Genomic DNA, 12,832 nt, shown 5'->3' with positions numbered 1-12,832 from the left:
GGCCCCTGCCGCCTGCTAGGCTGCGGCCCGCGACCAGAGAGGATTCCCACCGTGCCGCAGCCCGATCACGTCATGGCCTTGCCGATCCCGGACGAGGCGGCGCTCGACGAGGACCTCAAGGCCTATTACGCCAAGTGCCTGGAGAAGCTGGGGCTGGTGCCGAACGTGATCCGCGCCTACAGCCTGCGGCCGAAGAAGCTGCGCAACTTCATCGCCACCTATAACGAGCTGATGCTCGGCGACAGCGGCCTGTCGAAGCTGGAGCGGGAGATGATCGCCGTCACCGTCTCCTCGGCCAACCGCTGCTTTTATTGCCTGGTCGCGCATGGCCAGGCGGTGCGGCGCCTGGCGGACGACCCGGAGCTCGGCGAGATGCTGGCCTTCAACCACCGCGTCGCCCGGCTGCCGCCGCGCCAGCGCGCCATGCTGGATTTCGCCTGGCTGCTGACCACCGAGCCGCACAAGGTCGGCGATTCCGAGCGCACGGCGCTGCGCGACCACGGCTTCTCCGACGAGGACATCTTCGACATCTGCGACGTGACCGGGTTCTTCAACATGTCGAACCGGGTCGCCTCGGGCGTCGACATGATGCCGAACCGCGACTATCACGCGATGAACCGCTGATCCCCCGGGCAGGATTCCTTCATGGGCCGCTTTATCCGCGCCATCCTCATCATCTTCGGCGTGCTGTTCCTGCTGCTGATCTTGGCCGCCGGGGGGCTGGTCTGGTACGCGACCGACCGGTCGCCGCAGCTGCCGAAGGGCGACCTCGCCCTGCTGCTCGACCTGCGGAAAGGCGCGCCGGACGGGGTCCCGGCCGGGGCCTTCAGCCTGAGCCGCAGCCCGCTGACCCTGCACCAGACGATCGACGCGATCGACCGCGCCGCCGCCGACCCGCGGGTCGGCGCCATCATCGCCCGGCTGTCGGCCGACGCGGTGCCGCTGGCCTCGGCGCAGGAGCTGCGCGACGCCATCGACCGGGCACGGCGGGCCGGCAAGCTGACCGTGGCCCATGCCGACGATCTGGGCGGCGGCGGGCCGGGCAATGTCGCGGTCTTCCTCGCGGCCGGCTTCGACCAGGCCCTGATGATGCCGCAGGGCGCCGTCGGCCTGACCGGCATCTCGGTCGAGGTGCCGTTCGTGCGCGACCTCCTGGACACCGTCGGCGTCCAGCCCGAGGTCAGCAAGCGCGGCCAGTACAAATCGGCGCCCGAGACCTTCACCGAGCGCGACTTCACCCCGGCCAGCCGGGCGATGAACGAGGCGATGGCCCAGGGCCTGTACGACCAGCTGGTCGCCGGAATCGCCCAGGGCCGCGCCCTGCCGCCGGACCAGGTCAAGCGGCTGATCGACGGCGGGCCCTATACCGCCAGGGAGGCGATCGACGCCAGGCTGGTCGACAGGCTGGCCTATTGGGACGAGGTCGACGGGCTGGTCGATGCTCGCGCCGGCCGCAAGCTGACCGAGGTCAAGGCCGACGCTTATCTCGAAGCGACCGAACCGGAGGTGAAGAAAGACCAGCCGCGGATCGCGGTGATCTACGCCACCGGCCCGATCGTCGACGAGCCGTCGGAGGGCAGCCTGCAGCGCCAGATCGTCGGCCGCGAGCTGGCCGCGACCATCGACGACGCGGTCGAGGACGACAAGGTCAAGGCGATCGTGCTGCGCATCGACAGCCCCGGCGGCTCGGTGATCGCCTCGGCCCTGGTCGGCCGGTCGGTCGGGCGGGCGCGCGACGCGGGCAAGCCGATCGTGGTGTCGATGGGCGAGACCGCGGCCTCCGGCGGCTACTGGATCGCCGCCCAGGCCAAGGCGATCGTGGCCGAGCCCTCGACCCTGACCGGCTCGATCGGCATCTTCGCCGGCAAGCCGGTGCTGCAGGCGCTGTGGAAGAAGGCCGGCGTCAACTGGGGCAGCGTGCAGCGCGGCCGCAACGCCGGCATCTGGACCGTGAACGAGCCGATGGATTCCGGCGAGAAGGGCCGCTTCGAGGCCGGCGTCGACGCCGGCTACGACGCCTTCCTGCAGCTGGTGGCCAAGGGCCGCGGCATGGACCCGAAGGCGGTCGACGCCGTTGCCCAGGGTCGGGTCTGGCTCGGCAGCGAGGCGGTGAAGAACGGCCTGGTGGACCGGCTGGGCGGCCTCGACGCCGCCATGGTCATCGCCCGCCAGGCGATCGGCCTGGGCCCCGACGCCAAGGTGGCGGTGGTGCGCCTGCCGCGACCGCGCTCGGCCCTGGACACGCTGCGCCGGCTGATCTCCGGCAGCCCCTTGGGCGGGGCGGCGCTGCTCGAAGCCGGGCTGGGTCCACTGAGCCCGATCGCGGAACGCTTCGGCGCCGTCGCCGCCGTCACCGACGGCCCGGTCGCGGCAATGCAGCCGCTGCTGCTGGGGCGATAACTTTCGTAGGTTGGGTTCGCCAGCGAACCCAACACTGGCTCCAACGGCGCGATGTTGGGTTCGCGAACCGCGAATCCGACCTACGGCGTTCGACCCTACCCCTCGAACCGCCCGCCGAGCAGGAACTCGACATTGCCCTCGGGGCCGGTGATCGGGCTTTCGGTGACGCCCAGCACCTGCCAGCCGGGACGGGCGGCGAGCCAGGCGGCGATGCGGTCGCAGACCTCGCGGTGCAGCGCCGGGTCGCGCACCACCCCGCCCTTGCCCACCCGGTCAGGCCCGACCTCGAATTGCGGCTTGATCAGCGCCACCGCCCAAGCCCCCGGCGCGGCCAGGGTAAGGGCGGCCGGCAGCACCGTCTCCAGCCCGATGAAGCTGGCGTCGCAGACGACGATGCCGACCGGGTCCGGGATCGCCGCTCGGTCCAGGTGCCGGGCATTGGTCCGCTCCAGCACCACGACGCGCGGATCCTGGCGCAGCGACCAGGCCAGCTGACCGTGCCCGACATCGACGGCATAGACCTTGGCGGCGCCGCGATGCAGCAGCACGTCGGTGAAGCCGCCGGTCGAGGCGCCGACATCCAGCCCCGTCAGGCCCGCCGGGTCGATGCCGAAATGGTCCAGCCCCTTGACCAGCTTCAGCCCGCCGCGGCTGACCCAGGGATGGTCGCGGCCGCGCACCGACAGCGCCTCGGGCTGGGCCACGCCGTCGCCCGGCTTCTCGACCCGCTTCGTCCCCTCATAGACCAACCCGGCCAGGATCAGCGCCTGGGCCCGCGCCCGGCTTTCCGCCAGGCCGCGCTCGACCAGCACCAGATCCGCCCGCGGCCGCTTCGCCATCGATCCTCTCCGACAATCCGTCGGATGCGGTTTACACCGTTTGCGGTTCTGGGGTGAGATTCCGATCCGCCTCCGAGTCCCGAAGGGAACGATCCCGCATGCCCCCCTGCAACTTCGCCATCGTCGGCCCAGGCTGGCGCACCGAGTTCTTCCTGCGCGTCGCCCGGGCGCTGCCGGAGCGCTTCCGCATCGACGGGGTGGTGGTGCGCGACGCCGCCCGCGGCGCCGCCTTCGAGGCGCAATGGGGGCTGCCGACCTTCCGTTCGACCGAGGCGCTGCTGCGACTGACCCGGCCGCGCTTCGCCGTGGTGTCGGTGCCGCAGCCGGCCGCGCCCGGGGTGATCGCCGAGCTAGCCGCCGCCGGCCTGCCGGTGCTGACCGAGACGCCGCCGGCACCCGATCTGGACGGGCTGCTGCGGCTGTGGGAGCTGGTCCGCGGCGGCGCCCGCATCCAGGTGGCCGAGCAGTATTTCCTGCAGCCGACCCATGCCGCCCGGCTGGCGCTGATTGCCGCCGGCCGGATCGGCACGCCGAGCCACGCCCATGTCGCGGTGGCGCATGGCTATCACGGCACCAGCCTGATCCGGCGGCATCTCGGCCTCGGCTTCGAGAACGCGATCATCCGGGCCCAGGGCTTCACCAGCCCGATCGTCGCCGGCCCGACCCGCGCCGGCCCGCCGGCCGAGCTCCGCATCGCCCAGTCCGAGCAGACCATCGCCACGCTCGATTTCGGCGGCCGCTCGGCGCTGTTCGACTTCACCAGCGACCAGTATCACCACTGGATCCGGTCGCCACGCGTGCTGGTGCGGGGCGAGCGCGGCGAGATCAAGGATGACGAGCTGCGCTTCCTGCTGGACCACCGCACCCCGGTGACGCTGCGCCTGCTGCGCCAGGATGCCGGGCAATATGCCGACATCCAGGGGCACCACCTGGTCGGCTTCCTGGCTGGGACGGAGTGGGTCTACCGCAACCCCTTCGCCGGCACCCGGCTGAACGACGACGAGATCGCCATCGGCGCCTCCCTGGCCGGCATGGTCCGTTACGTCGAGACGGGGGAGGACATCTACAGCTTCGCCGAGGCGGCGCAGGACCAGTATCTGGCGCTGTCGATCGCCGCGGCGAAGGCGTCGGGTGAGGCGGTGCGGACCGAGACGCAGCCCTGGGCGTCGTGACCCTCGGCCGGAATTCCTCTCGCCGTCATGGCGAGGAGGCGAAGGCGCCCCTTAGGCAATCCAGAGGCCGGTGCGAGCGGCCCTGGATGGCCACGCCCCTTCGGGGCTCGCCATGACGGGTCTTGAAGCCGCTGGCGGGGCCTGTTCCGGATTTGATCTGGGGAGCGGTCACCAGCCTCCCACACCGTCATGGCGAGCGAAGCGTGGCCATCCAGTCCCGCAACCGGAGCGATCCCACTCCAACTGGTCCTTCGGGGCGGGGCTCGCCTCGACTGGCCGATGGTACGGGCCAGTGTTAGTGGAGGCTGCCCTCGCGAGCGCTGGAGCTGAAGATCGACTGCACCAGCCCGGAGAAGCGGCGCGGGTCGTAGGGCTTCGACAGGATCGGCAGGTTGCGGTAGGCGGCCGGCAGGCTTTCCCGCGGATAGCTGGTGGCCAGGATCACCGGCACGCCACGCTGCAGCAGGATGTCGAGCGCCGGGAAGGCCGCGGCGCCGCACAGGTTGATGTCGACCATGGCACCGTCGATCGACTGGCTTCGCGCCATCTCGACCGCGCGAGAGACCGTCGTCGCCGGTCCGACCACGGTGCCGCCCCAGGTCCGGAGCGTCAGTTCGAGGTCGAGCGCTACGATCTGCTCGTCCTCGACGATCAGGATGCGGCGCCCGTGCAGGTCGACCGCGTCCTCTGCTTCGCTATAGAGCAGTCCCATTCCACCAGTCCCGGGCTCGGCCATGCGCAGGCCGTTCCTCCGGGTCCCTTCCAGTGCCGCTGCGGCGCGGCGGGCGAAATTGTCATATCATGGCCATAAACACGGGATTACGGTGCCTGTTCCCGATCGTCTCACGGTTGCGACGGAATCACGCCGCCAAGCCGTGAAGGACGCAGCCGGCTTTCATCAAGAAGAAACGGGCGGTTGGTACTAGAATGCGCCCGTGAGAACGGGTGCGCGTACGGAAGGGGGCTTCGCGGACGCATGCGCGCGTGGAAACAACTTGTGGTCATCGGCCTGCTCGCCGCCGCCGCGGCAGGGGTGTGGCGCTATGCGCCGTTCCGGGCCGATGGTGCGGTGGCGCCGCGCGGCGGCCCGATCGCGGTCCCGGTCATGCTGGCCGCGGTGCACACCGGCACAGTGATCGAAGCGATGGACGCCGTCGGCACCACCCGGGCGAACGAGGCGGTGACCATCACCGCCAAGACCACCGGCATCGTCGACCGGATCGAATTCGAGGACGGCCAGGTCGTGCCTGCCGGCGCCCCGATCCTCCGGCTGGACAGCGACGAGCTGGTGGCCACCGTCGCCTCGGCCGAGGCCGAGCTGCGCAACGCCCGCCTGTCGCTCGACCGGGGCGAGGCCCTGTCGAAGGCCCGCAACATCCCCCAGGCCCAGGTCGACACGCTGCGCTCCGATCTCGAGGTCAAGACCGCGGCGGTGGCGGCGCAGAAGGCCCGGCTGGCCGAGCGGGTGATCACCGCCCCCTTCGCCGGCACGCTGGGCATCCGCAGGGTCAGCCAGGGCGCGCTGGTGTCGCCCGGCACCGCGATCGTCACGCTGGACGACCTGAGCCGGGTCAAGGTCGACTTCAACCTGCCGGAGATGCTGCTGTCGCGCCTGGCCCCGGGCCTGACCCTCGAGGTCCACAGCGACGCCTATCCGGACCGCACCTTCACCGCCGTCGTCACCTCGGTCGACACCCGCATCGACCCGGCCACCCGATCGGTCACCACGGTGGCGGAGATCGACAACCGCGACGGGCTGCTGCGCCCCGGCATGTTCCTGACCGTGCGGGTACAGCTGTCGACCGACGCCTCCGCCCTGCTGGTGCCGGAGCAGGCGCTGGTGCCGCAGGGCACCCGCCAGTTCGTCTACCTCGTGGTGGATGGAAAGGCGGTGCGGCGCGAGGTGACGCTGGGCACCCGGCTGCGCGGCCAAGTGCAGATCCTGTCCGGCTTGGCCGCCGGGGAATCGGTGGTGGTCGAGGGCACGCAGCGGCTGCGCGACGGCGTGCCGGTCCAGGTGCAGGGAGCCGGCACGGCGCCGGCATCCTGACATGGTCCTGTCCGACACCGCCATCAAGCGCCCGGTCTTCGCCGTCGTCGTCAGCCTGCTGCTGGTGGTACTGGGCGTCTTCGCCTTCCAGCGGCTGACCGTCCGCGAATACCCCAACATCGACCCGCCGGTGGTGTCGATCAGCACCACCTATGAAGGCGCCTCGGCCCAGGTGATCGAGAGCCAGATCACGCAGGTGATCGAGGAGGGCGTGGCCGGCGTCGCCGGCATCCGCACCATGCGCTCGACCAGCCAGGAGGGGCGCTCCAGCGTCCGGCTGGAATTCGACATCGAGCGCGATGTCGAGAGCGCGACCAACGATGTGCGCGATTCGGTCGGCCGGGTGATCGCCAGGCTGCCGGACAATGCCGACACCCCGATCATCCGCAAGGTCGACGCCGACGCCAGCCCGATCATCTACGCCACCCTGACCAGCGACGGGCGGTCGGCGATCGAGCTGAGCGACATGGCCAAGCGCTATGTCGTCGACCCGCTCTCGGCCGTGGACGGCGTCGCCCAGGTGACGATCGGCGGCGAGCGCCAGCCGTCGATGCGGGTCTGGCTGGACCGCAACGCCATGGCGGCGCGGCTGGTCACGGCGCAGGACGTCAGCGACGCGCTGGAGGCCCAGAATGTCGAGCTGCCGTCGGGCCGGGTCGAATCGAACGACCGCGAGCTGACGGTGCGCACCAACACCCGGCTGTCGACGCCGGAGGAGTTCGCCCGCATCGTGCTGCGCCGCGAGGGCGAGACGCTGGTGCGGCTGGGCGACGTGGCCAAGGTCGAGGTCGGCGCCCGCGACGACCGCAGCGGCTTCCGCGCCGACGGCAAGCCCGCCGTCGGCATCGGCGTGGTCAAGCAGTCGACCGCCAACACGCTGGACGTGGCCGAGGGCGTGCGGCACGCGATGGACGCGCTGCGCCAATCGCTGCCGCCGGATGTGCGGATCGAGATCTCCTCCGACGACAGCGTCTTTATCGACAAGTCGATCGAGGAGGTGTTCCTGGCGCTGGCGATCGCGCTGGCGTTGGTGATCGGCATCGTCTTCGTGTTCCTGCGCAGCATCCGCGCCACGCTGATCCCGGCGGTCGCCGTGCCGGTCTCGATCACCGCCTCCTTCATCGTGCTGGCGGCGCTGGGCTATTCGATCAACGTCCTGACCCTGCTGGCCATGGTGCTGGCGATCGGCCTGGTGGTCGACGACGCCATCATCGTGCTGGAGAACATCAGCCGCCGGATCGAGCATGGCGAGCCGCCGCTGGTCGCCGCCTATCTCGGCTCGCGCCAGATCGGCTTCGCCGTGGTCGCCACCACCGCGGTGCTGACCGCGGTGTTCGTCCCGATCTCCTTCCTGCAGGGCAATGTCGGGCGGCTGTTCAGCGAATTCGGCATCACCGTCGCCTCCTCGGTGCTGTTCTCGGCGCTGATCGCCCTGACCCTGACGCCGGCGATGTGCAGCCGGCTGCTGCGCCCGGCCAATGAGGAGACCTGGCTGCACAAGGTGACCGAGCACGGCTTCGACCTGCTGAACCGCGGCTACAAGGCGACGCTGGGCTTCGCCCTCGCCGCGCCCCTGCTGGTCTGCGCCATCGCCGTGGCGCTCAGCCTCGGCGCCGTGGCGCTGCTGCAGGGCCTGCCGCAGGAATTCGTGCCGACCGAGGATCGCGGCCGGGTGGTGGTCAGCGCCACCGGCCCGGAAGGCTCCAGCCTGGAATACACCAGCACCCAGCTGACCCGGATCGAGACGGCGCTGGCGCCCTATGTCGAGGCGCAGGACGTCACCCGCATCCTCGCCATCCTGGCGCCGTCCTGGGGGCCGACCGGGGTGAACCGGCTCACCGTCATCGGCCAGATGAAGCCTTGGGACGAGCGCAGCCGGTCGCAGCAGGAGGTGGTGCGCGAGCTGTCGGCCAAGCTGGCCGGCATCCCCGGCATCCGCGCCGTCGCCATCAACCCGAGCGGCCTCTCCCGCGGCTCCGGCGCGCCGGTGCGCTTCGTCATCGGCGGCAACACCTATGAAGAGCTGATCGGCTGGCGCGACCGGCTGGAGGACCGGCTCCGCAACTCCCGCGTGCTGCGCAACCTGCAGGCCGACTACGACGAGACCAAGCCGGAGCTGCGCGTCGCCATCGACCGCAACCGCGCCGCCGATCTGGGCATCTCGATCCGCGCCATCGGCGAGACGCTCGAGACCATGTTCGGGTCGGTCGCCGTCACCCGCTACGAGGATGACGGCGAGGAATACGACGTGGTGCTGCAGGCCCGGGCCGAGGACCGGCAGACGCCGCGCGACCTGTCCAACATCTTCGTCCGCGCCTCCGGCGGCACGCTGGTGCCGCTGACCAGCCTGGTGAAGCTGCAGGACGTCGCCGGCCCGGCCAGCCTGGGCCGCTTCGACCGGGTCCGCGCCATCACCTTCACCGCCAGCCTGGCCGACGGCGCCACGCTGGGCGACGCGGTGGACGAGATCCGCGCCGCCGTCGCCGAGGTGCTGCCGACCGAAGCCCGCCTGTCCTGGGACGGCGACACCCGCGAATTCCTGGAGAGCAGCGCCTCACTCTACATCACCTTCGGCACCGCGCTGCTGATCGTGTTCCTGGTGCTGGCGGCGCAGTTCGAAAGCTTCGTCCACCCGGTCACCATCCTGCTGACCGTGCCGCTGGCGATCTTCGGCGCGCTCGGCTCGGTCGCGCTGCTCGGGATGACCGTGAACATCTACACCCAGATCGGCATGGTCATGCTGATCGGGCTGACGGCGAAGAACGCGATCCTGATCGTCGAATTCGCCAACCAGCTGCGCGACGAGGGGCTGGACGTGCTGCAGGCGGTGCACGAGGCTGCGGCGACCCGGCTGCGGCCGATCCTGATGACCTCGATCGCCACCGCGCTGGGCGCCCTGCCGCTGGCGATCGCCACCGGCGCCGGCGCCGAATCGCGCCAGGCGATCGGCGTCGTCATCTTCGGCGGCGTCATGGTCTCGACCGTCCTGTCGCTGTACCTGGTGCCGGTGTTGTACCGCGCCCTGGCCCGCTTCACCTCGCCGGCCAGCCGCACCACCAAGGAGCTGGAGCGCCAGCTGCTGATCCATCGCAGCGAGGGCTCGACCCCGGCAGAATAGGGAAATCCGCGCGCCTTCGGCGAATTTTTCGCCCCGGTTGGCGCAAGTTGGACGGCCGGATCACATTTGTTCGTTGCCTCTCCGCTTGCGAGAGCTTTTTAAGAATCCAACCGTTCGACTCGACCTATGCCTTTAATGCTCCCCCTCCCCTTGCGGGAGGGGGGCAGGGGGAGGGGTCTGCGCGCGTCCGCGCGCGAACAGGCAGTGGACAGAACTCGCCATTCGCGCCGTTTTGCGACCATCCAGCTCGGATCGAGCCGAGAGAAAACCCCCTCCCCCTACCCCCTCCCGCTGTTTAGACCGGGGAGATGGTGGACACCTGTTCGGGGACATGGTGGACAGGTTGGACCATGTTCTGGCGCAGGTCGACCTGCGCCAGAACATGGCTGCGATAGCACAGATCGAAGAGGCCGTCGGTGTCGGTGGCGCGCAGTGCGACGTGGCGGCCGGCGAAGGCCTTCGAGCAGTTGATCTTCTGCCCTTTGAAGCTGATCCAGCCGGTGTCCTGCACCTTGCGGATCTGGGCTTCGGGCTCGTAGTCGGGCGGGGTGATGGCCTCGGGCATTGTGCGCGGGCTCACTTGGTAGCGCTTGGAAGGCGTCTCGAGCTCGATCGCCTGGTGCGGCCGGTGGGTGTTGTAGACCTCGCGCCAGGCGTCGAAGGCGGCCTGGGCCTGGGTGAGGTTCCGGAACCGGTAGCCGTCGAGCACCTCGGACTTGAGCGTGCGGTGGAAGCGCTCGTCCTTGCCTTGGGTTTGGGGATGGTAGGGCCGGCCGTGGCTCACCGCGACGCCCAGGTCGAGCAGCCAGACGGTCAGCACCGTGTACTGCGCCGACCCGCCCGTGCCCCAGGGCGGGCCATTGTCCATCAGCATCCGCCAGGGCAGGCCGTAGCGTCGGAACACCCGGACCAGTCGCTCCTGCACGGTCTCGCTCGTCTCGTTGCCGCAGGCGCCGATCTCCAGCGAATAGCGGGAGTGGTCGTCCAGCACCGTCAGCGGATGGCAGCGCCCCGCCTCCAGCGCGAAGTGGCCCTTGAAGTCCATCTGCCACAGGTCGTTCGGCGCCGCATGCTCGAACCGCACCCAGTCGCGCCGCTCCCCCGCCCGCGGACCGTCCAGCTTCCCGTGCCGCCGCAGAATCTCGGTGATCGTCGAGACCGCCGGCGGCACAAGTCCCTCCCGCTCCAGCACTCGGCGGATCTTCCGGCCGCCCCAGGCCGGATGCGCCGCACGCTCCGCCAGCACCCGCGCCTCCAGCTCCGCCGGTGTCTTCCCCGGACTGCCTCGCGGCCGACGCGACCGCTCCGCCAAGCCCTCGGCTCCTTCCTCCCGATAGCGCTCCAGCCATTTGTACCCTGCTGTCCGACCGACACCGAACCGACGGCACAGCTCCGATATGTTCGCATCCGGCATCAGCGCCAGCCGGCAGAACTCTTCCCGTTGCGACATGCGCGAACACTCCCGAAACGGCATACGGCCTCCTTCGCCTCATGCCGTAAGTGTTCACCATGTCCCCGAACACCTGTTCACCATCTCCCCGGTCCATACACCCGCAAGGGGAGGGGGAGGATAAAAAGTCCATATCGGAAGGGCGGAAGCCATTCCGGAAAGGTTTCGCGAGCGGGAGAGGCAATGGGCTCACAAGCCCGCCGCCAGTGTCGCGATCGATGGTGGGAACCAGCCCCTCGACGCCCTGGCACAGCGATTGCAAAGCCCCTGACCGCCGCCCGAGCTGGGCGGCGTTGCGTCGGGGGACGCCCATGAAGAAGCGATGGAAACTTGCGGCCGGGATCGCCGCCGCCCTGCTGGCCGTGCCGGCCGCCGCCTATGTCGCCGCGGTGCGGCCCAACTATCCGCCCGTCCCGGTGCTGGAGGCCGCGCCGCCGCGGAATCAGGCTGAGGCCGACCGCCAGGATCTGGAACTGCTGCGCCGGCTGCCGGAGGTCGACCGCAGCTTTTCGGACGGCGCCCGTGAGCGGTTCGACCTGCGGATCGAGGGGCTGCTGGCGCAGGTGGCGGCGGCGGGGCCGGCGGGGATGGACCGGGCCCGCTTCGAGATGGCGATCACCTGCGCCGTCGCCCTGGCCGGCAACGGCCACACCTATGTCCGCGGCGCCGCCATGGGCCGGTCGCTGAACGCGCTGCCGCTGCGGCTGGTCTGGTTCGACGACGGCCTGCACGTGGTCGCCGCCCGGGCGGCGCTGGGCGACCTGCTCGGCGCGCGCGTGGCCGCGCTGGACGGCAGGACACCCGAGGATCTGGCCGGCGCGCTGCGGCCCTGCATCGGCGGCAACGAAATCCGCGCCCGGCTGCTGTCGGTCAGCCTCCTCTCCTCCCCCGCCGCGCTGCACGCTATGGGGCTGCTGCCCGCGGCCGATGCCGCGACCCTGGCCTTCGACCTGCCGGACGGCCGGCGCGTCGAGCGGCGGATCGAGGCCGATCCGCGGCCGGCGATCCGGGCCGAGGGCGAGGTGCGGTGGCCGGCCTCCGACCTGCTGCCGACCGCGCTGCCGGCGGATGACGGCCCCTGGCGGCACGTCCTGACCGGGGCGGACGCGCTGCCGCTGTATCTGCAGCACGCCGACCGCGCCTATTGGCACGATTATCCGGCGCCGGACACGTTGTTCGTCGAGCTGCGCCGCATCCGCGACACGCCCGGCGCTGGGCCAGGCGATGGCCTGGAGGCGTTCCTCGACCGGGTGCTGGCGGAGGCGGCGGAGCGCCGGCCGAAGACCGTAATCCTCGACCTGCGCGCCAACACCGGCGGCGACTACATGCTGACCGCCGCCTTCACCCGCCGGCTGCCGGACGTCCTGGCGCCGAAAGCCCAGATCCGCGTTCTGACCGGCCCCGACACCTTCTCCGCCGCGATCACCACCCTGGCCCGGCTGAAGCATTTCGGCGGCGACCGGGTCGCCATCGTCGGCCGGCCGGTCGGCGACTTCCCGTCCTTCTGGGCCGAGGGCGGGCGGCTGACCCTGCCGCATTCGGGCATTTCCCTCCGCTACTCCACCGCCTTTCACGACTGGGGCCGGGGCTGCGGGCTGGTGCAGATCGGCCGCTGCTTCTGGCTGAACTACCTGTACGGCGTAGCCGGCGGCGAATTGTCGCCGACCGTGAAGGTGCCCTTCACCTTCGCCGATTACCGCGCCGGCCGGGATCCCGACCTCGAGGCGGTCATGTCGCGGCCGGCCGCCTCCGTCGCCACCGAAGGCTGACTTGGCACCTTCTCCGGGGTGAATTCGCGTCAGG

The 12,832-nt window shown here is 70.5% G+C and carries 9 protein-coding genes; 6 read left to right on the top strand and 3 right to left on the bottom strand.

Annotated features, from left to right (window positions below; translation table 11 throughout):
• Positions 1-51: 51 nt before the first annotated feature.
• Positions 52-624: a peroxidase-related enzyme gene (locus QFZ27_RS10210; protein WP_429226195.1), complete on the top strand. Its 573-nt coding sequence runs from the start codon at positions 52-54 to the stop codon at positions 622-624.
• 21 nt (positions 625-645) lie between these two features.
• The gene (gene sppA, locus QFZ27_RS10205) at positions 646-2,400 is read left to right on the top strand and encodes a signal peptide peptidase SppA (RefSeq protein WP_429226193.1); all 1,755 of its coding nucleotides are present in this window, start codon (positions 646-648) and stop codon (positions 2,398-2,400) included.
• Between the two features lie 95 nt (positions 2,401-2,495).
• On the opposite strand, the gene QFZ27_RS10200 is transcribed toward sppA, so the two are convergent.
• On the bottom strand, positions 2,496-3,239 hold the full coding sequence (locus QFZ27_RS10200; protein WP_429226192.1) for a TlyA family RNA methyltransferase: 744 nt from the start codon (positions 3,237-3,239) through the stop codon (positions 2,496-2,498).
• A 98-nt stretch (positions 3,240-3,337) separates the two neighbouring features.
• On the opposite strand from QFZ27_RS10200, the gene QFZ27_RS10195 reads away from it, so the two are divergent.
• Positions 3,338-4,411 carry a Gfo/Idh/MocA family protein gene (locus tag QFZ27_RS10195; protein WP_429226191.1) on the top strand — a complete coding sequence of 358 codons (1,074 nt, stop codon included), beginning with the start codon at positions 3,338-3,340 and terminating at the stop codon, positions 4,409-4,411.
• Positions 4,412-4,706: 295 nt separating this feature from the next.
• Here QFZ27_RS10195 and QFZ27_RS10190 read toward each other — a convergent pair whose 3' ends face one another.
• Entirely contained in the window at positions 4,707-5,123 is a 417-nt protein-coding gene (locus QFZ27_RS10190) for a response regulator (RefSeq protein WP_429226190.1), read from the bottom strand.
• Between the two features lie 285 nt (positions 5,124-5,408).
• Between QFZ27_RS10190 and QFZ27_RS10185 the strand changes: the two genes are divergently transcribed.
• Positions 5,409-6,461 (top strand): efflux RND transporter periplasmic adaptor subunit, encoded by a 1,053-nt coding sequence (locus QFZ27_RS10185; RefSeq protein WP_429226189.1) that lies wholly within the window; start codon positions 5,409-5,411, stop codon positions 6,459-6,461.
• Position 6,462: 1 nt separating this feature from the next.
• Entirely contained in the window at positions 6,463-9,579 is a 3,117-nt protein-coding gene (locus tag QFZ27_RS10180) for an efflux RND transporter permease subunit (RefSeq protein WP_429226187.1), read from the top strand.
• Positions 9,580-9,874: 295 nt separating this feature from the next.
• Here the strand turns inward: QFZ27_RS10180 and QFZ27_RS10175 are convergent, their stop codons facing one another.
• Positions 9,875-11,053, bottom strand: coding sequence for an IS481 family transposase (locus QFZ27_RS10175; RefSeq protein ID WP_429224250.1), 1,179 nt, complete (start codon positions 11,051-11,053; stop codon positions 9,875-9,877).
• Between the two features lie 287 nt (positions 11,054-11,340).
• Between QFZ27_RS10175 and QFZ27_RS10170 the strand changes: the two genes are divergently transcribed.
• Positions 11,341-12,798, top strand: a complete 1,458-nt coding sequence (locus QFZ27_RS10170) for a S41 family peptidase (RefSeq protein ID WP_429226186.1) — start codon at positions 11,341-11,343, stop codon at positions 12,796-12,798.
• Positions 12,799-12,832: the final 34 nt, after the last annotated feature.

Origin of the sequence: Inquilinus ginsengisoli (assembly GCF_050434925.1) — a bacterium.
In the GTDB taxonomy this organism is placed as follows: domain Bacteria; phylum Pseudomonadota; class Alphaproteobacteria; order DSM-16000; family Inquilinaceae; genus Inquilinus; species Inquilinus ginsengisoli_B.
The sequence above is the reverse complement of the archived record's forward strand: the minus strand, read 5'-3'. Positions and strand labels throughout refer to the sequence as shown.